A 23,884-nucleotide genomic window follows, 5' to 3' on the forward strand; every position below is an offset into this window, starting at 1 on the left:
AGTAAAACCATGAAGAAAGTGCAGCTTAACCCTGTTGGCTGGATGAGCCAGCTATCACAAGTAGAAGTTTCTCGCCTTCAAGACGCCACCAACAGCGAACTCTTTGCTATGTTCAGAAACTGCTGCTTAGCAGTATTGAACAGCGGCGTTGACGAAGACAATTTCGAAGCACTTTTTGCCCCATATGAGAATTTTGAAATAAAACTCATTCGTCGTGAGCGAGGCGTAAAAATTGAACTAGTGAACCCTCCTGAAGTGGCTTTCGTTGACGAAAAACTCGTTCGAGGAGTGCACGAACATCTATTTGCGGTCCTACGCGATTTGCTTTACATGGGTAATAAGTACGCATTTCTTCATCAAACCACACCGGCTGAAGGTAACGACATCACAGACATGGTGTTCGACATGCTACGCCACGCTAAAGCGCTTGAAGGGAACGATGGCGTAAACACAATTGTCTGCTGGGGCGGCCATTCCATTAATCAAGTTGAGTACAAATATACGAAAGAAGTGGGCTATCAGCTCGGCTTGCGTGACATGAATATTTGCACAGGATGCGGACCTGGAGCGATGAAGGGCCCCATGAAGGGCGCTACCATTGGCCATGCAAAGCAACGTCACAAGACAGGCCGTTACATTGGCATTTCTGAGCCGAGTATTATTGCCGCCGAGCCGCCCAACGCCATTGTCAACGAGCTCATTATCATGCCTGATATTGAAAAGCGTTTAGAGGCGTTTGTTAGACTCGGACATGGCATTATCGTGTTTCCAGGCGGTGTAGGCACTGCCGAAGAATTACTTTATCTGCTTGGCATTTTGATGAATGAACGCAATGCGCAGCAACCTTTTCCTTTCATTCTAACAGGGCCTGCTGGTAGCGAAGAATACTTTGAAGCCATAGACGCTTTTGTTGGTGCAACACTGGGTCCAGAAGCACAATCAAAATATCAAATCATTGTAGATGACCCTGAAGAAGTAGCACGTACCATGAGTAAACAGCTTGAAAAAGTAAAGAAATTCAGAGGTGCAATGGGTGATGCATTTAGCTTTAATTGGTCATTAAAGATTGAGCAGGATTTCCAACAGCCCTTTATTCCTACCCATGAAAGTATGGCTGCGCTTCAGCTGCACTTAGACCAGAGCAAAAGTGATCTAGCGGCCAATTTGCGCAAAGCGTTTTCAGGCATTGTTGCGGGTAACGTTAAAGCGGAAGGCATTGCTCAGATCAAAAAACATGGTCCGTTTGAGCTCACCGGTGATAGTACACTGATGGGGAAGGTTGATACGCTACTTGAGTCGTTTGTAAAACAACATAGAATGAAGCTACCTGGCAGTGCTTACGAACCTTGCTATGTTGTGAAAAATGGCTAAAAAAGCAAAATCATTGGCGACGCATTTGCTTACGTTTACTACTTATGTTTAGTGGGCGTTTTAAGGTACACTTACCTAGAGTGTATTTAAACGAAAAAATGTTACATGCAGCGAACTTCCTTTGTCTAATGCTTATGCTTTTGACATTGATATCCCTCACTAACATTTGAGTATAGAAAACGAGAAGTAACGGTCATGAATACCAAGGTTATTCGTCTAATTTTAGCTGGCGTCGCTTTATATGCGGTGTTTGTTTTTATGATTATCGCTTTTTATCCCGATAAGCCTGAAAATATGGATTGGAAAGACCGTGAAGAATACAACCGCGTTCAAATCACAAAATTAAAATTGGGCAGTACCCGAGAAGAAGTGCTTGCTTTGCTAGGCTCACCTGATATTACAGAAGCCAAGCGACAAGGTACTACAGCAATTCAGGTTATGTTTTTTAGAACTCAACATGTGCGCGCAGATGGATTAACGACACAAGACGAATGCACGCCTTTATTGTTTGAGAATGACAAACTCATTGCATGGGGTGAAGGGGCTTACTCCAGCTACCAGAAAAGTTAAAAGGATGGGGAATGACAGGCATCATTTCCACACTTAAACGCCTGATACATGTAGGCGAGGCTGATTTATCGGTCGAGCAGCGTATTAATCATTGGTTAAAAAACGCAAAGCGAATATTAACCTTGGTTAACGCCAATCCAGCGCTATCTGCAGCCACCCTTCACATCGATAATGACTTGCCTAAAGGCACACAGCAACTTTTATTACTCGCACTATTCGGCAAGCTGTGTCGATTTAACGATCATTATTTACAGCACGTTCTCGCATCTATACTCGCCACCCTTTGGCTATCAGATAGCAACACGCCGCGCGATACGATACCAGATGTACTTCGCTTTTTGCGTAAGCACAATCTGGCTGTTTGGTTAGATACAATAAAGTTACAAAAAGCGTTTCGGGGTGAGAAACATAGTCAATATATCGCCGACAGCCGGCTCAACTTAGCGCAAAGACTTTGTCTTCTGGCAGGTGTTTTCGCCAATGGAAAGAAGAAAGCTGACTACAAAATAGTGTTCTCACGCGTAGCAGTTCGCCTACCCGCGCACCATAGACATCATTTATCTCATCTTATCCCTCTTTTCAACGGCTTACTTCCCGGCGCAAAAGTTTATGCTGAAGGAGTACCGGGCGCTTTGGTAGATATTCAGCAAAATCATGGATTTGTTTTCATGCTGAGTAAGGATGATGAAGATGGTAAGTGGCTACCTTTATCGTCTATTAGCGCTCCCGTTTCTCTCTCGCTACCTTTTGAACACTTCGTTGCGCTATATACAGACACGGCCCACGCCAGAGTAAACCAAGGCGGATCACCATTTCTACCGTCCACATTTGCAATACAGCACCCACCAAAAGCTCTCATTACTATTATTGATGAGTTGCAGAAGCGAGATGTTGTTATTGATGAGTTGTGTGAGAAGATTCAAAAAGTGCCCACTTTTAATCACTTTTTAATCCATACTGCGAGCCAAGACAACAGATTACAATTGCCGGTTAAGAGCATAAAACAGGCGGTATTAACGTATGGTATAGAGCGCGTGGGCGATATGCTCATCCAGTTTGCTCTGTTAGAACGGCTTACGCAAAATCAATTCCCTTTGATGGGAATGTGCAAACAAATCACGCTTCTTGCGTGTTCATTTGCAAGTCATTTTGCTCAAGTTGCAGATTCAAAATTTACGCCACAATCAGCGGCATTAACAATGACGTTTATTTGCACACCGCTGTTCACACTTCCCGGCTTTAAGGTGTCTCAGTCCTTGCCTGTCGACCTAACCAAAACCGTTTCAATCAACAACGCATTTAAGGTAAAAACCGACACGACGTGGCTCGCAATAGCTTCTGAACTTGCCGGAAGTTGGCATCAGAGCTCGACATGGCGTGCTGTTATACACCAATGCGGGAAGTTGAGCTCTGACGTTCCAAAATCAATCCAAAAAGAACAAGCGATTTTGGTGTTAAGTTTTGCCCTGACAAAAGCCTGTTTGTTTGATCAAAATATTTACTCTCTCCTTCAAGATACAAAGGTAAAAACGCTTTTAAATATTCTTGGTATCAAGCACGAAGATATATCTGCAGCACTCGAGTCCAATGGACACTTGCTTTTTTGCCCTCTGGCCGTCTAGCGCTTTTGGACCTTTATCACCCGCATTACTCCCAGATATCAATATTTATCCCTCACCGCTTCAATTAATCTTTACGAATGGCTATAACTTGCGCCGGCTATCATATAAAATATGGCAACTTTTGCAGTGCTTTACCCTTTTTCCCTACATTTTCCATTATAATAAGTAAGCAGGCAGAATTTGACGCTTTAAGCGTCACCCTAAAAATTGAATAAACCTAACGATTTTGACAACAGAATTACCAGAGGATCCCTCCACATGACTCAGCAACGTATTACAGTCATTCGCGGTGACGGCATTGGCCCGGACATTATCGATGCAACCACAAAAATTCTAGATAAGGTTGGCTGTGACTTTGCCTATGACTATGCCGATGCGGGCTTAGTTGCACTGGAAGAACATGGCGAGCTACTACCTCAAGAAACATTAGACCTGATCGCTAAAAACAAAGTTGCCCTAAAAGGCCCTTTAACCACCCCCGTTGGTGAAGGCTTCACATCTATCAACGTAAGTCTTCGTAAGCAGTTCAAGCTTTACGCAAACCTTCGTCCAGTAATGTCTTTCAAAGGCACTAAGGCACGTTACGAAGATATCGACATTATTACCGTTCGTGAAAACACGCAGGGTATGTATTCTGGCCTTGGCCAAGTTGTTTCAGAAGACGGTAATGAAGCTGAAGCAATGAGTAAGATTACTCGTGACGGCGCTGAAAAAATCGTAACTTTTGCTTACGAACTCGCCCGCCGCGAAGGCCGCAAGAAAGTCACTGCTGTTCATAAAGCTAACATTCTTAAATCAACTTCAGGCTTATTCCTAAAAGTTGCTCGTGAAGTTGGTGAGCGTTACCCAGACATCGAATCAGCGGAAATGATTGTTGATAACTGTTGTATGCAGCTTGTTATGAATCCGCACCAGTTTGACGTTATTGTTACAACGAATCTTTTCGGTGACATCCTATCTGACCTGTGTGCCGGTCTTGTCGGTGGTCTTGGTATGGCACCTGGCGCGAACATCGGTGAAGATTGTGCAATCTTTGAAGCGGTTCACGGCTCTGCACCAGACATCGCAGGTAAGAACCTTGCTAACCCGACGTCAGTAATCTTGGCTGCGGCACAAATGCTTGAGTACCTAAACATGGGCGATAAAGCAGAGAAAATTCGCGCAGCACTGAAAGATGTGATCGAATCTGGCGACCGCACAACTCGTGACCTTGGTGGTGAGGCTGGTACAACAGAATTCACACAAGCGCTTCTTGACCGCCTATAGGCTTCATATGCGTTCACGCAGACATTAATTCAAAACGGGCTTTTAAGCCCGTTTTTTTATTTATTTTCCCCGCTTTTTTTAATTAAAACTGTACTAAAACTGGACTACCGCTTTTTCAACCCGTCTTTATCATCTTATGTGTACACGCTGAAGTATGCCGAATTCTGTAACTAGGTAATTATGTGAGGCGTATGCCGTCTCGACTTAGCCTATTTGTTGTTAAGAATTAGAAAATCTGTGTGCTTCAGGTACACCTTTTAATCTCAATTAGCTAAATAGCAGCGCCGATAACGTTTATGGCGCGTTTAGCCACATACAAGGAAAGATGATGAAAAAATTAATCTCAGGTTTACTCGTACTATCTGCACTAGCCATTCAAGCGCCAGCGGTTTGTGCTCAACCAGCGGATAGCGAAAATGCTCGGTTTAATCAAGGTACGGACCAGCAACAACGTATCGATTTAAACTCAGCGACCGTAGAGCAATTGATCACCCTACCCGGCGTTGGACAATCTAAAGCGAAAGCAATTATTAAATACCGAGAAGAAGTGGGACCGTTTCTTGAAGTCGCACAGCTAACCCAGGTCAAAGGTATTGGCGAAAAAATGCTTAACAAAATTGAAGGCTATGTACAGGTAAGATAGACGAGCTAAAGCGAATAAGCGGTACGCTGGCTCCTCGCGTAAAAAATGCGCCGTAAAGGCGCATTTTTTATCTTTTTAAGCTATTTGATTGCCCTAGTCTGTTGTATCTTGATATATAGTGCCGATCAACAAACTCTAATAATACTATTTTAAAACAGAAGCTAAGTACTCTTTAAATTCGTCGCCTAACGACGGGTGACGTAACGCGTATTCAACGTTAGCTTTCATGTAACCTAACTTACTGCCACAGTCGTGACTCTTACCTTTCATGTAGTAGGCATCAACTTGTTCAAGTTTCATCAGTGCATCAATAGCATCAGTCAGCTGTACTTCACCACCCGCTCCTGGAGGAGTAAACTCTAACAGATCCCAGATTTTTTCTGACAGAACGTATCGACCTACCACAGCAAGGTCAGAAGGTGCTTCGTCGCGAGGCGGCTTCTCCACCATTTTGTGTATCTTCGCTGACTGACCTGGGGCAATAGCCGCGCCGTCTAGATCTGCGATACCGAATTTAGAAATATCTTCGTCTGGGACCTGCTCAACCATAACCTGACTTACTCGGCTGGTGTTAAATTTGGCAACCATGTCTGCAAGGTTATCTTTCTTAGGATTACTTGCTGCATCATCAATAATAACGTCAGGTAGTACTACCGCAAATGGCGCATCGCCAATCAGAGGTCGAGCGCAAAGTACTGCGTGACCAAGCCCATTCGCAACGCCTTGGCGAATGTGCATGATAGTTACATCTTTTGGACAGATTGACTGTACTTCTTCTAACAGTTGGCGTTTTACACGCTTTTCTAGCGTGGCTTCTAGCTCAAAAGAGGTGTCAAAGTGGTTTTCAATGCTGTTTTTACTCGCGTGTGTTACTAGGATAATTTCTTTTAGCCCTGCGGCAACACACTCACTTACTACATATTGAATTAGCGGCTTATCAACCACTGGTAACATCTCTTTAGGGATGGCCTTTGTTGCTGGAAGCATTCTGGTCCCTAGACCTGCTACAGGGATTACCGCTTTTTTAACCTGACTCATTAGTTAATATCCTTCTTAAAATCCTAATTACACGCTCAAGTCGACATCACGTCGTCAATTCTTCCTTAAGCTGGTTATATTCGATGCTGTTATCTAGAGTAATGCAATCGATGTTCCAATTACCTTTTTAGAGCATTAATGTCTTGAAAGTGGGCATTACAGCTTTTAATCACCGTTGAACGCACAAAATTTGGGATAAATAATATCTAATGCACCAAATTAGTGAAAGGGGGACGCGAAGATTTTTCACTGTATCTGCTCGTTAACTAGCGACACGTTGCTAAATGCCGACGCTATTTAACAACTTTATCGGGTTGAATCGGGCCACTGCGATGTTTGAGGCCATCTTTTAGCCCAAAACGCATGTATTTGCCTCTCTCATGTCCCTGACCAAAACAAAATCTATTAACAATGTACCTTACGGGTATTGCACAAACATGACGAAGCTTCCAATAAAGTGGAACATAACGACGTCTTGCTAGAATTAACACATTCCGAAATTGGTAGTAGAGCCTAATGGGTGCCCCTTGCTTAAAGGTAATTCCACACACCTTTATTCTGTCATCGCCCTGCCGATGAGGCATGCAGGCGCTAAGCGACTGATAAATAGTCATGCCCTTGGCTCGTGCACGCCAGCACCATTCGTGATCGACGCCGTCAATAAATAGGCCATTCTCTTTTTCTCCTACCCGTTCAAAAGCGTGGCGAGAAAGGAGCATGCCTGAAGCTATTATTTGTTTTACTTCTTTTAAGCTCTCAGAGATTTTTTTGCCTTTTTGTAAAACACCTTGGTCAACGCAATCTGAAAATTGACAGTAAATAGAGGGGCCTATGGCAGCAATGGAAGAGCTTTTCTCCATAGTTTTAAACTGCTGCAATAACTCAACGGCAATAGTGGGCGTAAATAGACTATCTTGGTCTAGCAAAAACGCATATTCAACGCCTCTATCAAAAAGCGTTTTCAAGCCAATATTTTGAGCTTTAGCAATGCCCACATTGGTACCACAATGAATGTACTTGAAACGGGGATCACTAAGGCGGTCGTCAGCACCGGCCGTGTTATCAACGACCACTAAATCCCACTCAGGCGCACTGAAAGCCTTAATGACCTCAGCGACGTGACTAAAATCCGGATTATAGAGTATTACGACAACGCCTGTTTTCAATGCTTACCAAACCTCTCTAGCAAGTGACGGTCGAGTTTATACGCTAGTTTCACAACTTTACCGGGCATTAAACGCAACGACAATACTCCGCATGCATAGAAAAAATTATAGGGAGAATATTGCTTTAGCTTGGTTATCGCGTAAATTCGCGCTTTGAATTCATTAAGGGACTTGCTCAGTCCTCGGCGCTTATAGAAGTTATTCACTCTCCTAAATTTTAACAAACGGTCCTTTAAATTCCTGAAAATATACCCTTGTGAAGCAAGAGTAATCCAGAAAAAATAATCTTGAGTGTTAAGTAAGTCATCATTGTATCTGTGCCCATCGAGAAACACATTGTACCGAATAATTACGGTAGGGTGATTGAGAGAACAACGCCTTGGTAATATGCGCGTGATCTGCTTGTGAGATGCCGGCATTACACGTGCTCCCACCTTCTTACCACTTTCGTTGATTTCAGTCAGCGCTGAGCCTAGCACAGAGATGTTGCTGTGCTTTTTAAGGTAAGTGATTTGGCGCGAAAGGCGGTGCTGTTCAGAGATATCGTCTGCGTCCATCCTAACAAAAAAAGACGGTTCAAACGCTAAACCAAAATCGATGGCTGAATTCATACTGCTTGCAAGTCCCATATTGTGACTATTTTGCGCTAGAACAATCCTATTATCACTCATAGTTGCAGTGTTGAGGACTTGAGTTATCGAGCCTGGTACAGGCCCATCAATAACTATAATAAAAAGGAAATCGGTATAACTTTGGCTGGTTATGCTCTCAATAGACTCCTCGAGCCACTTAGCATTGTCTGCTTGATAAACCGCCATTGCGACAATCGATTCAACGTGCTTTTTTTTATTTTCGTTGTGAAGAATAGAGAATTGATTTATCAAGAATATTTTTACCAGCCTAAAAGAAACAGAGAAAATAAAAGCGCTCTTACGCGCCTTTATTTAGGAAGGTATGTTACAACTATTTCGCGCAACCTGCTATGGGGCTCACCAAATTTACGACGAGAACCGCTTGATAAAGCGAAGGACGCTCCATATATGTTGGATCACTAAACTGTAAATAATCAAAAGACCAATAAAACTATAAAACATTACAGCTTCTGGCACTTGATATACTTCACCTAATATACCAATCAAGCAGTAACACGCACCAAGGCATAGTATAGCGACCAATGACTTCCTACTACTTAGTCCGGCCCGCATAAATATATTGTGAAGGTGCTGCCTGTCTGGCTTTAACATTGATTGCCCCTTTCGAGCACGGCGATACATAATTGCCGCCATGTCCATTAGAGGAAGCCCTACCAGCCACACCGCTGTTATAGGTCTAAACGCAGCGGAGCCACCTTGTGTATGATCAACAAGCAGCCACACTATCGTAAGCCCAACGAACATACTACCAGCATCGCCCATGAATATTTTATTACCTTTAAATCCTTTCCAACTTAAATTGAAAGCAAGAAAAGGAACGATTGCGGCAACGATGATAAGCGGCTCCATAATCGACGCGCCATTACCGGTAAAAATCAAAAAGCCTGCAACGGTAAGCAATATAACCAAGCTCATACCACCTGCTAGACCATCAATACCGTCGATCATATTAAATGCATTGATAACACCAACGACACAAATGATAGTGAAAAAATACCCGCCGAGGTCGAGCAGCACTTCGCCAGTGCCAAAGATGTTGCCTAATGAAGTAATATAATTTTGTGCGCTCCATGCCATGATAGCAGCCACACCAAATTGGCACATAAGGCGCCCTTTAGCACTTAAATCGAAACGGTCGTCAAGCATACCAAGCAAGACGACAAAAGCGGACGCAGTAAAGAAAAGGGGATCATTCTTCATCCATACATCTGTAGCGACACTTGCTACAAGAACAGCCATGAATATCGCTACCCCCCCGGTTAACGGGACGATTCCTGCATGGCGTTTGCGCGCAGTAGGTTGGTCAACTAAGCCGAACTGATGCGCTAATGGCGTCATCACCACTAAAAGTATTAGGGCTACGAAAAATGCAGTGAAAAGCGGGACGAACTGCAAGTACGCTAGCATAGAACACACAACCTCTCGTCATCGGACAGCGAAATATTTGGATTTTCGAACATAACCAATGCACTTTTAAATTTGTCTATAAAACTCAATGTTGATTCCATTTACATACAACTTCCATTTCTTCCAGCGCGGTGAGGGCTTGTTGTTATAACTGTGCGGGTAGAAAACCGCCATATGATATAAAACATTTGTTTAAGTAACCACCCCAATCAAAAAAATAACGTTTCAAAAAAATTTCATACAATACGCTTAGAGCCCATCTCAACGAGCCAAGCTGCCTTTAGCATTTAGAATAATGCTTAATTTTTTATTAACGAATTTCATCATCTTTTATTCCGATGAATAGTAAATTTTTTCAACACTTTTGAACTTGCTAGTAAAAAAGCGGTCTTCTTGCTTCGCCAGACCCTAGCGCCAGAGCGATAGCAAACATGCTTTTTTTAAAACTTATGTTATCCTAGCGCCAAATTGCTATATGGATATGAAAGCTAATGTTCAAACAATTCAAACGTTTTTTATTGCCGTTCGCACTAATAGTGGGCGCAACAGGGTGTACTAACTCACCTACAGTTACTGAAGCTGACATCCCTTTGGTACACTCTTCTCTTGCATATTCTTTAGCGCCGGACAAAGAGCTTGCAATAAACATTCCAAAAGCCAATATCTATTTTGATACAAAGGAATCTTTCAAGATACGCTTTGATGGTTACGATTACGAAGCATCCAAGCACTATGTTTCAGCTACCGGCAATAAATGTATCCGCTTTTCTTTACAAGATAGTGACTCGGTTCAAAATGGAGCGCAGCGCAAATTAACAACTTGTCAGCGAGATGGGCAGTGGAGAGTCGTATCTCCTCTCGTTGTTTCAGCAGCCGTGCTAGGTGAATAAAACAATGAAGTTTATGGATATGAAAGACACATTAAAAGCGCTGTCAAAAATAGCATGTACAGCAGTCATTGGCAGCATGATGTTACAACCGGTTTTTGCTCAAAGCATGGAGCAACTGCAGCAGTTACGTGAAAGAGCTCAGCAATCTCAAAGCGGCATTTCGGCCCAGTCGGTATCTCCGTTGAGCGTATCAACACAGCGAACGTTGCCAGGCGCATCAAGCTCTGCAAACACGATGGGGCAATTCTCAACCCAACCAAGAAATGGGGTTAATCTCCCTGGTGAGCCCACAATTGACACCGTGTTTCCAGCACAAGCGCCTATGGAGAACCCGCCATTTGCTGCAAACCTCTTTATTGGTGGTTTTGAATCCGAACGCAGTTCAGGGTTAAACGACAATTACTTAGTAGCACCTGGCGACAAAATAAATATTTGGCTTTGGGGGGCAGTGAATTTTTCAGACGTAGTAACCGTTGACAACCAAGGCAATATTTTTATTCCTAATATCGGTCCTATTCGAGTAGCAAACACACCTGCAGGCACGGTAAACCAAACAGTTACAGCTAAAATTAGGCAGGTGTATACCAACGATGTGAATGTTTACGTAAACCTTCTTACATCGACCCCAGTGTCTATATTTGTATCAGGGCCAGTTTTGCGCCCCGGTCAATACGCCGGCCTTGCTTCAGATAGCGTACTTTATTATCTAAAACGTGCAGGCGGTATCGACTTCCAGCGTGGCAGTTTTAGGCAAATAGATGTCGTTCGCAACGGCAAGACAGTAGCCACTGCAGACTTGTATGCTTTTTTTAGAAGTGGAAAGCTTCCAGCTGTATCCTTCAAAGACGGCGACACTATTTTAGTGCACCCAATTGGCAACACAATTGTTGTTGAAACCGGAGCCCGTAATAGCTTTACCTTTGAATTTCTAAATGAAGAATTAAATGGCGGCGTAGTTAACTACTTTGCACGCCCCGGTGAATTCGCTTCTCATGCCTCAGTATCGGGTGTTCGCAATAATAAACAGTTCGCACGTTACTTAGATTTAAAAGCGTTCGCTTCTTTAGAACTAAGCGCGGGCGATACGGTAGAGTACATTGCAGATCACGAACCGCAAATATATCGCATCAATGTTGCAGGAGCCTTCGCAGGCGCATCACAAATTATGGTTGATAAAGGTGCGCGCTTACTTGACGTGCTAGACCATATTGAAGCTGATACCACGCTCTCTGATACGCAAAACATTTATTTACTGAGAGAAAGTGTAGCAATAAAGCAAAAGCAAATTATTGAAGAGGGTTTACAGCGTCTTGAAAGAAGCATGTATACCGCCCCAATAAGCTCTACTGGTGAAGGTGCGATTCGAGCTCAAGAGGCGCAGCTTGTCGCAGACTTTATTGCGCGAGCAAGGCAAGTAGAACCGCAAGGCCGTGTCGTTGTCTCTGAAAACGGCGACATAGCTAATATTTTGTTAGAACCCAACGATACCATCGTCATTCCTGAAGTAACTGACTTGATTCACGTTGGCGGGGAAGTATTGCTGCCTCAGTCTGTGGTGTTTAACCCAGATGCAACTACCGAAGATTACGTTGCATGGGCTGGCGGTTTCACTGAACGCGCTGAAGACGAACGTATACTAATTGTTCGCAAAAACGGTAACGTTACTTTTTCAAGCGTGAACGACTCATTCCTTTCAAGTGACAAAAGCAAGCTTGAGCCAGGGGACCAGATTATCGTTCTGCCTGCAATTGATACCAAAGTACTGCAAGCTGTCAAAGATATCACTCAAATCGTCTATCAAATTGCTATTGCAGCTAACGTAGCTACTAATTAAGCATGGTAACCTTTAAAGACCAGCTCTACGCATGGAGAGGCGTGATATTCGCGCTTTTCCTGCGTGAGCTTCAAAGTAAATTTAACGATAAATTTGGCTTGGGCTGGGCGTTTTTAGAGCCTTTTACGTTCATATTTTTAATGTCATATCTACGGGGTTTGATAAGCGGGAGCGTTATACATTCTATACCTCTTTTTCTGTTCATGATGATTGGAATGGTGGGCTTGCAGTCTCTTACATCATGTTTGCAATCAGTTTCAACTTCAATTCGAAGGAACAAACCTCTATATGCATTTCGTCAAGTTCAGCCAATTTCATCAGTACTCACTGCAGGCTTTCTAGAATTTTCGATCAAAGTTCTGGTAGTAATACTTTTAATCCTAGCTTTATATTTGATGGGCGAAACATTTACCGTGAATGACCCCCTGCTATTAATTTCTCTATTTCTTTTGTTATGGATTTTCTCAATATCTATAGGTCTCATATTTGCGATTGGGGCAGCTTTTATTCCAGAGGTAGACAAGATTAAATCTGTACTTACTCGTCCACTAATGTTTATTTCGTGCGTATTTTTCAGTCTACAAGACCTTCCTGAGGAATATTGGCCGTATCTGACGTGGAATCCACTAGTACATTTCAACGAACTTGCCCGCTACGCATGCTTTGAGTCTTATGGCACAAAGGGCGTATCATTGACTTTTCTTTACGAAATAACAATCATCTCAGTATTCCTCAGCCTCGCGATGTATCACATCACATGGAAGAAGGTGTTGTCTCGATGATAAGAATTGAGAATCTAACAAAGAGTTACCCCAGTAAAATGGGCCCTCAATATATTTTCAAAAATTTGAATTTTGATTTTCCTACGGAAAATAACGTCGCAATTTTAGGTAAAAATGGCGCTGGTAAGTCGACTCTTTTCCGGATGCTAGCCAAAAGCGAATACCCAGACAAAGGCCGAGTTTTAACGAATAAATCAATGTCGTGGCCGGTTGCCCTTCAAACAGGTGTACACCCGCAAATGACAGGGCGTGAAAATACGCGTTTCGTGGGAAGAATTAATAACGTCAAGTCGCTCCCAGAATACGAAGAAAAAGTGCAAAAGTTTGCCGAGTTAGGTAAACGCTTCGATCTTCCCGTGCGCACCTACTCGTCGGGCATGCGCGCAAAACTCGTGTTTGCGTGCTGCATGAATATCAATTTTGATATTTATCTTATCGATGAAGCGACATCAGTAGGCGATCCGCTGTTCAGAAAAAAAGCGCGTTTATCGCTAAAAGAAAAAAGTGAACAAGCGGGCGTTATTATGGTTAGTCACGAACTCGACCAAATTCGCGAATTCTGTACCTCCGCCGTTATTATTGATGAAGGTAAACTCACTTATTATCACGATCTCGAAGAAGGCATCGACGTTTATACGCAGGATGCAGACAATAAGAAATCACTTAAATAGGTTCAAATCACAGTGGAAAAATCTCTTACACAGCTCAATGCCCTTCTCAGCAAACACAAAATGCTGTTGCTTGTACTTCCATGGGTTCTTTACGCCGCCTATCTGGTTTTATGGGCTGCGCCTCAATACGAGAGTAAAAGTCAGTTAATTGTAAAATCTAGCGATGGCGGCAGTAGTTTCGACCCGTCATCTCTTCTGATGGCAGCTGGAGTTTCTGGTGCTTCAGGCGGTACAGAAAGTCAGCTTGTAGAAGCGTATATTCAGTCTGCAGATATGATTAAGTATCTCGATGAGACTATTGGCCTTCGAGAACATTACATGTCAGACAAAGCCGATTTGTTTAGCGGCCTATCGTCTTCACACAAACAAGAAGATTTCTACCAGTTTTACTTGGATCATATTGACGTTAGCGTTGACTCGGCATCTTCTGTAATTAGTTTGCGAACCCGCGCATTCGACGCTGAATATGCCCAAATAATCAACCAAGCTATTGTTGATAAAGCGGAAGAGTTTATTAATAACATCAACAATAACTTAGCAAAGTCTAAGCTTACGTTTGCCAAGGGTGAACACGAGATTGTTGAACAAAAGCTGCAACAAGCAAAAACTGAAATTTTAGGCTTCCAATCCAAGTACAACGTGCTCGACCCTACTGCTGAAGGTGCAGCGTTTCAGCAGATTGCTTTTTCATTAGAGGCAACCCTTGCGCAGAAAAAAGCTGAGCTAAGCACCATGTCGACCATGATGTCTAACGTCGCACCTGAAGTGATTAACATTAAGCGAGAAATAGCCGCACTACAGAAAGAAGTAGAAAAGCAGAAGGAGCGCATTAGTACTGCTGAAGGAGAAAGTGAAGCCCTGTCAGTGAGTGAGTTAATGGCGCAATACAGTAACCTTCAGGTGCAGCTTCAATTGGCTATTCAAGCGTACTCTTCATCGCTGATTACACTTGAAAATGCGCGCGTAGAGGCATATCAAAAGCTACAACACTTGGTCACCGTAGAATCACCTACCCTTCCGGATGATAATGCTTACCCCACGGTTATCTATAACCTTGTTCTTTTTGGTGTGTCATTGCTGCTTATTTACGGAATAGTGCGAATTGTAGTAGCTACTATCCGCGAGCTTTAGTGCCTCCATCTATTTAGCAAGCCAACTCTTCAATCGGCTAAGTCGTACAAGACTTAGCCGATTGACACCGCTTTGATGAAGTTTGTCGCCCAAATCTTGTGTCTTTAAGCAAGCTCTAGTATAAGAAGCTATCCGCCTTACGGACGACTATCAAAGAGCCTATCCTATAAGTGCTCTACAATAACAACCATAAGCAATATGGAATTAAAATAGAATTATGAAACCATCTAACGATACTAGCTTTTTCGGCCATCCAGGGGGCCTAAGAACGCTATTCTTTACAGAAATGTGGGAGCGCATGAGTTACTACGGTATGCGCGCGCTACTTGTTCTTTTCATGACCGCGAGCTTACAAACGCAGGGCTTGGGCTTTACCGTTGCAACCGCTGGCGCTATCTACGGCCTATACACAGGTGCGGTATATTTTCTTGGCTTACCGGGCGGGTGGTTAGCGGACCGCTTAATCGGTGGTAAAAACGCCGTATGGTATGGCGGTATTATCATCTTCGCAGGCCACGTGGTACTGGCCATAGACTTGCAAAACCTTTTCTTTGTTGGCCTTATTCTTGTTGCTTCTGGTACTGGCTTACTTAAACCTAACATTTCAGCAATGGTTGGCCAGCAGTATGGCGACGACGATGGCCGTCGCGACAGTGGTTATGCGCTGTATTACATGGGTATTAACATAGGTTCACTCATCGCCTACCTAGTTACCGGTTATTTACAGGAAAACTGGGGCTGGCACTATGCATTTGGTGCAGCTGCCATTGGTATGGCAATCGGCCTAATTCAATATTACTTCAGCAACCGTTCGTTATCGGCGGATTCTGTTGCTCCTGCAAACCCATATCAAGGTGCAGCTAAACAGCGCGCATGGATGGGCGTATGGGCAGTGATTGCACTTGCTGTTGTGGTAATTGTGCTTGCACACATGGGCACTATCGTTATTGAGCCAGTTGCCCTTGCTCAACAAGTTGCCGTTGTATTTACCATTATTTTCTTCGCTTACTTTGGTTTTATTTATTTCAAAGGTCAGCTAAGCGACAACGAGAAGAAGCGCATGTGGGCGTTGTTCTTAGTGTGTGTTGCTTCAGCGTGTTTCTGGTCTGGTTTCGAACAAGCTGGCTCTTCACTCAACTTATTCGCTCAGAACTACACCGACCGCGTACTTGAAAGCGGCTCGCTACTTACCTCTTGGTTTGGGATGGACGCTATCCCAACGGTATGGTTCCAGCTTTCAAACTCGCTATTTATCATTATTTTGTCACCTTTCTTTGCTGCCCTCTGGATCAATCTTGCGAAGCGAATGATTGACCCGTCGTACACTATAAAGTGTGCAATTGGTATCGTTATTATGGCGTCGGGCTTCTTGGTAATGTTTATGGCATCTCAATATGCTGCACAAGGCCTTAAAGTTGCGCCTATGTGGCTTGTTACCACTTACTTCTTACACACTGTTGGTGAGCTGTGCCTGAGCCCTGTTGCACTAAGTGCAGTAAGTAAGCTATCGCCTAAGCGTTTCGCAGGGCAAATGATGGGGGTGTTTGTACTTACCTACTCCATCGGTAACATCATTGCTGGCTTACTTTCAGGCAACTTCGACCCTGAGAATGTAGAGCAAATGCCAGATCTGTATCTTCAAATTGCCCTATTTAGCATCGCCATTGCCATCGTGATTGGTTTAATGAGCTTTAAATCTCGTTTCTGGGAAAAAGCAGGCATTGAAGAAAAGGCGTAATTTATTGTTAGCATGTTTTAAGTGCTAACTAATTACCCTACAATAACCGCCGCAACGTAACGTTCCGGCGGTTTTTTTATTAAGGGCTTTTGGATAAACCTATGAAGTTTTATTTTTCTACCAGAGATATTCCTGCCTTAAAAGGTCTTCCATTGACAGAGCGCGTTAAATTGCTCGACCAGGCCGCAAAGCGGCTATCTGTCCCAGAGAAGACTTTACTGAATGTGCTAAAGTTACTCGTCATTGTTCCGGTATTCGCATTTATTCTTCAAACCGCGTCAAATTGGACCTCGTTACTGTGGGCTTTTGTGGTATTTTTAATTTATCCATTGGTTATAAAACCTATTCAATATTCCATCTGCGCTAAATACATTGCGCAACCGTCTAGCAAGGAGAATGCATGAAGACCATCTTAGTCACTGGTGGTGCAGGCTATATAGGTAGTCACACAGTTTTACAGTTACTTGAACAAAACTACGGTGTTGTAGTGCTGGATAACCTTGCAAACGCAAGTGCTGAATCACTTCGTCGTGTAGAAGCGTTAACAGGCAAGTCGGTTACGTTTGTGCAGGGCGACATTCGCGATACCGCCGTGTTAGATGACATATTCAGCGAGCATAACATTTATGCCGTTATTCACTTTGCGGGTTTAAAAGCCGTTGGCGAGTCTGTGCAAAAGCCCCTTTCATACTATGAAAACAACGTTTACGGTACGCTGACACTATGTAAAGCTATGCAGAAGCACAACGTAAAGAATATCGTGTTTAGCTCATCTGCAACGGTTTACGGCGATCCTGCATCGCTACCTCTACGTGAAGATATGGCGACAGGCCACCCGACAAACCCTTACGGTATGTCGAAGCTTATGGTTGAACATATGCTTAGCGATCTTTACGTGTCGGATAACGAGTGGAATATAGTATTACTTCGTTACTTCAATCCCGTTGGCGCACACGAGTCTGGCCAAATCGGTGAAGATCCGAACGGCATTCCGAACAACTTAATGCCTTATATCTCTCAGGTTGCTACCGGTAAGCTAGAGCAGCTAAGCGTGTTCGGTGACGACTACGATACCGCTGATGGCACAGGCGTTCGCGACTATATCCATGTTGTTGATCTTGCCAATGGTCACTTGAAAGCACTTGATCGTTTAAACCTTAACATGGGCTTAGACAAATACAACCTAGGTACAGGTCAGGGCTATTCAGTCATCGAAATGATCAAAGCATTTGAAAAAGGTTCGGGTAGAACCGTATCCTATAAGATTGCACCGCGTAGAAGTGGCGATGTGGCAGCCTGTTATGCCGATCCAACAAAAGCTGCTACAGAGCTTAACTGGCATGCAGAAAAAGGCTTGGAAGACATGTGTGCCGACACATGGAACTGGCAGTCACAAAACCCGATGGGCTATCCAAAGGATTAGCTTGTCGTTTGAGCGCTGCCAATAGGCTTGTTCACATACCTAGAACTAAAAAGCCATGCTGTTGAGCATGGCTTTTTTTGTGCGGCGCATATATGGCTGGAGTGACGTTGAAGTTGAGGTTGAAATTAGATAGTAGTAACTAAACCCTGCCCCGAATTTCATCCAACATCGTTTTTATTTATCACTCTTTCTCTATTTGCCGTCTTTCGACTTGGCGTCTTTTTCTTTTAGCTTAGCTTTCTCACTGTCATCAACTGACGCATCTTCTGAATCTGTCGACTCATCAACACCTTCTTCCGACGTTTCTTCATAGCTATCAAAGTCATTGCCTTCCAGCATTGCTTCAAAATCAGCAAAGTCATCTAGCTGCTCATCATCAATGGCTTTATCGCCGCTTTTACCGTCGGTAACGCGAAACTCCAAGTTTTCAAAGTAAGCATTTTTTACAAAAGCATAGTCATCAACAGACTGCTCTAGCTGCGCTTCTTGATCAAGTAATTGGGCTCTTGTTTCAAGTACCGAAATACCAATACGCGCTAAGTTTACAGAACCTTCAAGTAACGACATTGGAAATGCAAAACCGTCGACATAATCACCGGTAAAGCTTCGCGGATCACTTGGGCCTAAAAACGGCAGCATTAAGAAAGGCCCGGTATCTAATCCCCACACAGCCAGAGTTTCACCAAACTGCTCCCGTTTACGCTCAATACCAATTTTAGACGCAACATCAAAGGTGCCAACTAACCCTACCGTGGTGTTAATTAAAAAACGAGCCAGGCTATCTAAACCATCGTCAACTTTGCCTTGAAACATATTATTCAAAAAGTTAGCAGGCTCTTGTAGGTTGTCCGTGATGTTCACCAAACCAGTTCGCGCAGGCTGAGGCATTACCGTCACGTAGGTAACCGTTATTGGGCGTAAGATATAGGCATCCAACACATCCCAGTTAAAATCCCAGATTTCACGGTTAACCGGCTCGAACGGGTCGCGGGGGTCTGAAGTATCTACTACAGCCGCGCTCGCCCCAGTGTCTTGAGAATACGCTTGAGCCTGATCTTGAGTATGGTTACTCGCACAGCCACCTAAAAGACTTGCGGCAATAATCAACCCAGTGGCGAGTGATTTAGACAGTTCCATACTTATAATTCCTTATCAATAATAACGCTTAGTGAAGATATTTCGTTGGCAGCAACGCTTGCGCTCACACTGCCTTGCCATTCGCCTTTTGCAACTGCCACATTACCGTCTTTAGATAGTCTTGCGGTAACCACCACATCAGAAAGTGTTGCTAGCGTGAATTGTGGCATCATTGCGTTCTCTGTGGTTAGAGTAACGGAAACAGGGAAGTCTTCTATGGGCAGTTTAACTACAGCAGCGGGCATTTTGTTGTCAGAGTTTGCGTCTTGAGCGAAAACTATTAGAAAACCCTCTTTAGGCGCTTTTGTATTAGCGTCGTCAGACAGCCTCACCGTAATATTAAAGCCGGTTTGTGCTTCGCTGCTATCACTTTGAGCTGTTGACACATTCGCAGGCTCAATTCCCGTATTTTGTAGCGCTGCCATTTCATTGGTATTCCCTTTTAGCTCTTTTATACGCGCAACTAAACGCTGCGCCATATCGCTATCAGCTGGCAACTTACCTTCTACTTGTTGATAAAAACGCTGAGTATTTTCAAGATCGCCAAGCTGAGCGGAGACCACCGCCATCATCAGCGCAAGATTATCATTCGCTGGATTGTCGTTTAGCAAGCCCAATAAGATAGATTGTGCACGTTCTAAGTTATTTACATCCCCTGTGGTCATCAAGGCTTGAGCAAGCGTAATGCGATTAGCAGAGTTAGATGGCGCCAAACTCACCGCTTTATCAATAGCTTCAATGGCCTGTACTTCTTGACCAATACTCAGCATCAATCTGCCAAAATACATCCATCCCGTGTCATCTTCGGGCTCTTCTCTCAAACGCTGGCGTATAGCAAGAGCAAGGCTAGCAATGTCTTGTTGGGTCAGGTTGTTTGCATTACCGCTGGCAAGCTGTTGACTCAATTCGGGCAACGCTTCAATGGCTTGGCTTGCCTGGGTAACACGACCCATTTGGTTTACCTGCGCATATACAATTACTCCGCAGGCTATCGCAAGCACGGCGCCAATCGCGAGCGGAAGTTTTGCATTACCCGTTTTATGAGATTGAAATGCGCTTTCATCTACCAGCGCTAGTTTTAGTTCGTCAACGGCTTGTCGTTTGTCATGCTCACTAATGAGCCCTTCTTGCACTTCACGATCAAGTTCGGCAAGGCGCTGCTTAACAATTTGCGTATTGCTTAAACTGTCTTGTTTTGCGTGATTTTTATTACGCAGCCATGGGAAAGCGACAATTAGTAGAACAAGCGTAATTAAGCCTGAAACAATAATATAAAACTCAGACCAACTCATTCTTTCTCTCGCTCCAACATTTCATCTGCTTTAGCTAACTTAGCGGCCATATCTTCTGGTGGTGTTACCGATTTGCGGCGAATCACCACAATTAGGGCAATAAAAATAAACAAAACAGGGCCAGCCCAAAGCCACAAGGTCGCAGCTGTAACTGGCGGTTGATAATGCACAAAATCGCCATAGCGCGACTTCATAAAATCAATCACCTCCTGCTCTGTTTTGCCTTGCTTTAGTAACGCGTAAACTTTTCGGCGCATGTCATGGGCAATCATGGCGTCGCTATCAGCAATATTCTGGTTTTGACACATAGGGCAACGTAATTCGGCGGTAAGCTTTAAAAAGCTTTCACGCTGAGCTGGCGTGTCGAAAGAAAACTTATCTTCAGCCGCACTTACTGAAAAAGCGCTAAACACAAACAGCAGTGCGAAAACGTTAAGCGCAATGGCTCTAGCGTTTGCGAATCTGTGGATAGAGGTCGTCAACAACATAATCATTTCCCTCCCTGTGCACTTGCGGAGCTCTGATTATTCTTTTCATTAAGCGTGTTCGACAATGTAGGCTCTGAGGCCATAACTGCATCTACATCTAACTTTTTGCCATTGCCTGTTTTGCCAGATGCTTCTGCCACCAGCTTGTTATATAGCGGGCCAACTTTGGAGTTCCAAACACGCTCGTTAATATCGCCTATGTGGTGCATGCGAATGATGCCATCAGCGTCGATAACAAAGTGTTCTGGCGCTCCTGTTACGCCAAGGTCGAGCGACGTATCGCGATAGACATCAAAAATATTATACGCGTAAGGGTTACCGTAACGGCTGAGCATGTCGGTAACTTCTTGCTGAACGCGGCTCAGTGTTTTTGTGCCAAAGTCTGGGTCTAAGTCCTGATCAAAATACAATCCTACAATGTGGACGTTTTGTTCGTTCTTTAGCTGAGTTAGGTACGGCATCTCAACAGCGCAGGTCACGCACCATACACCCCATACATTTAATATGGTGACCTTGCCCTTTAAATCTTCAGGTGTATAGGTCACCTCTGGCTTCATCAGGTCTGGCAGTGAGAATGCAGGTAAAGTCTTATCCTGAACCTGAGAATCTAACTCTCTGGGGTCAGAAAAAAGCCCTTTAAACAGAAAAATGACCAGCAAAGAAAACAACACTAACGGAATAGCAACGAGTGGTGCTTTTTTCATTATGCGCCTCCTTTCACTGACGCATTTGATGGAGTGGATACTTGACCATGAGATTGCTCAGCGTCGCTTTCACCTTTCCCACCAAATACACGTTTTATCTTTTTTACTTTAGCCATACGGTAACGTTTGTCGCTAATAGAGAAGATACCGCCTATAGCCATAACCACTGCGCCCGCCCATAGCCAGATCACAAATGGCTTAATATAAATACGGATGGCCCATGCGCCATTGTCTAAAGGCTCGCCCATAGCGATAAATAAATCTCTTATAGGATTTGAGTGAATAGCGGCTTCAGTCATCGGCATACGCTGTACGATATACAAACGCTTTTCTGGCTCTAGATGCGCGATCAATTCACCGTCTTGATAAACGTCGAATACGCCCTTGTCCGCGTTAAAGTTCGGGCCTTGGACTTTGACGACGTCTCTAAAGCTAAAGTCATAGCCGCCAAGAGAAACGGTATCGCCGATGTCCATGCGCACATCCCGCTCCATTTCGTAGTTTGAAACAAGGGTAATACCGATAATGCAGATAGCAAAACCCACATGGCCCAGCACCATTCCCCAGTGACTTGGCGTAAGCTTGCGAAGTTTAACTAGCACCGATGCATTATCACTGTTACCTGATGGCATAGCCGATAAGCGCTGCATCACCTCTTGCACCGTAGTAACGAGGATCCAAAACACTAATATCATGCCTAAAACGCCCATATAGGTTGGTTCATCATAGGCAAAGTTAACTAGTACACCGGCACTTAGCGCAATACCGCCAGCGATTAATAGCTGTTTTTGTAATTCACTGGCTTTTTGCTGTTTCCAGCGCGTAAGCGGGCCAAGACCGAGCATTAGTACGAATGGCACAATCAATAACGTGAACATTTGATTGAAGAACGGAGCGCCTACCGAAATACTGCCTAGACCTAACTCTTTATGTACAAGAGGCAGTAGTGTACCCAACAATACAACCAGTGTTGCTGCGCACAAAAATACATTGTTACCCATTAACAACACTTCACGGGAAAACGCTTGATAGCGGCCAGGGCTTTTAAGTGAAGCAGCACGCATAGCGTAAAGCAGCAAGCCAAAGCCACTAAGTACAATCAATATTCCCAGTATAAATAAGCCTCGGGTTGGATCGCTTGCAAACGAGTGTACCGAAACAATCACTCCAGAACGTACTAAGAAGGTGCCAAGTAAACTCAAACTAAATGCGGCAATAGCAAGCAGTACGGTCCACGACTTAAACGCCTTTCGCTTTTCGGTTACGGCTAGCGAGTGCATTAAGGCAGTACCGACCAGCCAAGGCATGAAAGAGGCGTTTTCGACTGGATCCCAGAACCACCAGCCACCCCAGCCAAGTTCGTAATACGCCCACCAGCTACCCAGCGCAATACCCACGGTAAGAAACGCCCAAGCTGAAATGACCCAAGGCCTTGACCAGCGTGCCCAGGTTGAGTCTAGCTGCCCTGAAATTAGTGCTGAAATTGCAAAAGCAAACGCGACAGAAAAGCCAACATAACCCATGTAAAGCATAGGCGGGTGAATGATCATGCCAAAATCTTGCAGCAGCGGATTAAGATCTCGCCCATCGACCGGGAAAAATGGCAGCATGCTGTTAAACGGGTTTGAGGTAAGCAGCATGAATAAGTAAAAACCGATGCCCACCATTCCCAATACCGACAGCACCCTTGCAACCATAGCAAGAGGAATACCCTTGCTGAATATCGCCACTGCTACTGTCCATATGGAAAGCATCAGCACCCAAAGCAGAAATGAGCCTTCGTGGCCTCCCCACACAGCGGTAATTTTATAATAAATGGGAAGTCGACTATTTGAGTGCTGGGCAACATAGGCCACACTGAAATCGTCAGTCACAAAGGCGTAGGTTAAGCATAGATAGGCAATAAGCGTGAAGGTAAATAAGCCAATTGCCAGTGGTTTGGCCGTTGCCATTAACGCCTCGTGCTGACGGTGAGCCCCCCAAAGCGGATAAACTGCCAATAATATAGAGAGCACTAGCGCAAGCGTCAGCGCAATATTTCCAATTTCTGGCACCATT

At 44.1% G+C, this 23,884-nt stretch carries 22 protein-coding genes; 13 read left to right on the forward strand and 9 right to left on the reverse strand.

The features are described 5' to 3' along the window. The first annotated feature begins 9 nt into the window (after nt 1–9). From ppnN to RJ41_RS17015, 5 genes are all read left to right on the forward strand, one after another. On the forward strand, nt 10–1,371 hold the full coding sequence (ppnN, locus tag RJ41_RS16995; protein ID WP_039223281.1) for a nucleotide 5'-monophosphate nucleosidase PpnN: 1,362 nt from the start codon (nt 10–12) through the stop codon (nt 1,369–1,371). Between the two features lie 195 nt (nt 1,372–1,566). Next, nucleotides 1,567–1,941, forward strand: a complete 375-nt coding sequence (locus RJ41_RS17000) for a DUF3192 domain-containing protein (protein ID WP_039223283.1) — start codon at nt 1,567–1,569, stop codon at nt 1,939–1,941. Between the two features lie 11 nt (nt 1,942–1,952). Further along, complete coding sequence (locus RJ41_RS17005; RefSeq protein ID WP_039223285.1) at nt 1,953–3,563, forward strand: hypothetical protein; 1,611 nt, start codon at nt 1,953–1,955, stop codon at nt 3,561–3,563. A gap of 258 nt (nt 3,564–3,821) precedes the next feature. After that, nucleotides 3,822–4,829: an isocitrate dehydrogenase gene (locus RJ41_RS17010; protein WP_039223286.1), complete on the forward strand. Its 1,008-nt coding sequence runs from the start codon at nt 3,822–3,824 to the stop codon at nt 4,827–4,829. Between the two features lie 328 nt (nt 4,830–5,157). Then, on the forward strand, nt 5,158–5,472 hold the full coding sequence (locus RJ41_RS17015; protein ID WP_039223288.1) for a ComEA family DNA-binding protein: 315 nt from the start codon (nt 5,158–5,160) through the stop codon (nt 5,470–5,472). 144 nt (nt 5,473–5,616) lie between these two features. Here the strand turns inward: RJ41_RS17015 and galU are convergent, their stop codons facing one another. From galU to wecA, 4 genes are all read right to left on the reverse strand, one after another. Beyond that, nucleotides 5,617–6,510: a UTP--glucose-1-phosphate uridylyltransferase GalU gene (gene galU / locus RJ41_RS17020; RefSeq protein ID WP_039223290.1), complete on the reverse strand. Its 894-nt coding sequence runs from the start codon at nt 6,508–6,510 to the stop codon at nt 5,617–5,619. Between the two features lie 293 nt (nt 6,511–6,803). After that, complete coding sequence (locus tag RJ41_RS17025; protein ID WP_039223291.1) at nt 6,804–7,676, reverse strand: glycosyltransferase family 2 protein; 873 nt, start codon at nt 7,674–7,676, stop codon at nt 6,804–6,806. After that, a complete protein-coding gene (locus RJ41_RS17030) occupies nt 7,673–8,560 on the reverse strand; it encodes a glycosyltransferase (protein ID WP_039223293.1) in 888 nt (295 codons plus the stop codon). The genes RJ41_RS17025 and RJ41_RS17030 overlap by 4 nt, the downstream gene beginning before the upstream one ends. Before the next feature lie 114 nt (nt 8,561–8,674). Then, nucleotides 8,675–9,736: a UDP-N-acetylglucosamine--undecaprenyl-phosphate N-acetylglucosaminephosphotransferase gene (gene wecA / locus RJ41_RS17035; protein ID WP_039223295.1), complete on the reverse strand. Its 1,062-nt coding sequence runs from the start codon at nt 9,734–9,736 to the stop codon at nt 8,675–8,677. 491 nt (nt 9,737–10,227) lie between these two features. Here wecA and RJ41_RS17040 point away from each other — a divergent pair, with 491 nt between their 5' ends. The 8 genes from RJ41_RS17040 (at nt 10,228) to galE (ending at nt 18,205) form a co-directional block, all read left to right on the forward strand. Then, nucleotides 10,228–10,626 carry a hypothetical protein gene (locus tag RJ41_RS17040; protein ID WP_039223297.1) on the forward strand — a complete coding sequence of 133 codons (399 nt, stop codon included), beginning with the start codon at nt 10,228–10,230 and terminating at the stop codon, nt 10,624–10,626. A 4-nt stretch (nt 10,627–10,630) separates the two neighbouring features. Beyond that, nucleotides 10,631–12,460, forward strand: a complete 1,830-nt coding sequence (locus RJ41_RS17045) for a polysaccharide biosynthesis/export family protein (protein ID WP_039223299.1) — start codon at nt 10,631–10,633, stop codon at nt 12,458–12,460. Nucleotides 12,461–12,462: 2 nt separating this feature from the next. Continuing rightward, a complete protein-coding gene (locus RJ41_RS17050; RefSeq protein ID WP_039223301.1) occupies nt 12,463–13,242 on the forward strand; it encodes an ABC transporter permease in 780 nt (259 codons plus the stop codon). Continuing rightward, nucleotides 13,239–13,913 carry an ABC transporter ATP-binding protein gene (locus RJ41_RS17055; RefSeq protein ID WP_039223302.1) on the forward strand — a complete coding sequence of 225 codons (675 nt, stop codon included), beginning with the start codon at nt 13,239–13,241 and terminating at the stop codon, nt 13,911–13,913. Before RJ41_RS17050 ends, RJ41_RS17055 begins: the two co-directional genes overlap by 4 nt. Before the next feature lie 12 nt (nt 13,914–13,925). Next, entirely contained in the window at nt 13,926–15,044 is a 1,119-nt protein-coding gene (locus RJ41_RS17060) for a KpsE/RkpR family capsule polysaccharide export protein (RefSeq protein WP_039223304.1), read from the forward strand. A 217-nt stretch (nt 15,045–15,261) separates the two neighbouring features. Then, nucleotides 15,262–16,782, forward strand: coding sequence for a peptide MFS transporter (locus tag RJ41_RS17065; protein WP_039223306.1), 1,521 nt, complete (start codon nt 15,262–15,264; stop codon nt 16,780–16,782). Nucleotides 16,783–16,883: 101 nt separating this feature from the next. Then, on the forward strand, nt 16,884–17,186 hold the full coding sequence (locus RJ41_RS17070; protein ID WP_039223307.1) for a DUF6170 family protein: 303 nt from the start codon (nt 16,884–16,886) through the stop codon (nt 17,184–17,186). Continuing rightward, nucleotides 17,183–18,205, forward strand: coding sequence for a UDP-glucose 4-epimerase GalE (galE, locus tag RJ41_RS17075; RefSeq protein WP_039223309.1), 1,023 nt, complete (start codon nt 17,183–17,185; stop codon nt 18,203–18,205). Before RJ41_RS17070 ends, galE begins: the two co-directional genes overlap by 4 nt. Before the next feature lie 192 nt (nt 18,206–18,397). Here galE and RJ41_RS17080 read toward each other — a convergent pair whose 3' ends face one another. The 5 genes from RJ41_RS17080 to RJ41_RS17100 are packed head-to-tail and all read right to left on the reverse strand — an operon-like array spanning nt 18,398 to nt 23,883. Further along, nucleotides 18,398–19,342 (reverse strand): MlaA family lipoprotein, encoded by a 945-nt coding sequence (locus RJ41_RS17080; RefSeq protein ID WP_039223311.1) that lies wholly within the window; start codon nt 19,340–19,342, stop codon nt 18,398–18,400. A gap of 2 nt (nt 19,343–19,344) precedes the next feature. Then, nucleotides 19,345–20,634, reverse strand: a complete 1,290-nt coding sequence (gene ccmI / locus RJ41_RS17085; protein WP_039223312.1) for a c-type cytochrome biogenesis protein CcmI — start codon at nt 20,632–20,634, stop codon at nt 19,345–19,347. Further along, nucleotides 20,631–21,128 (reverse strand): cytochrome c-type biogenesis protein, encoded by a 498-nt coding sequence (locus RJ41_RS17090; RefSeq protein WP_052235501.1) that lies wholly within the window; start codon nt 21,126–21,128, stop codon nt 20,631–20,633. Before RJ41_RS17090 ends, ccmI begins: the two co-directional genes overlap by 4 nt. Beyond that, a complete protein-coding gene (locus RJ41_RS17095; RefSeq protein WP_039223313.1) occupies nt 21,125–21,826 on the reverse strand; it encodes a redoxin family protein in 702 nt (233 codons plus the stop codon). Before RJ41_RS17095 ends, RJ41_RS17090 begins: the two co-directional genes overlap by 4 nt. Beyond that, nucleotides 21,826–23,883 (reverse strand): heme lyase CcmF/NrfE family subunit, encoded by a 2,058-nt coding sequence (locus RJ41_RS17100; protein ID WP_039223314.1) that lies wholly within the window; start codon nt 23,881–23,883, stop codon nt 21,826–21,828. The genes RJ41_RS17095 and RJ41_RS17100 overlap by 1 nt, the downstream gene beginning before the upstream one ends. Nucleotide 23,884 lies beyond the last annotated feature (1 nt).

The organism is Alteromonas marina, from assembly GCF_000808575.1.
Taxonomy (GTDB): Bacteria; Pseudomonadota; Gammaproteobacteria; order Enterobacterales; family Alteromonadaceae; genus Alteromonas; species Alteromonas marina_A.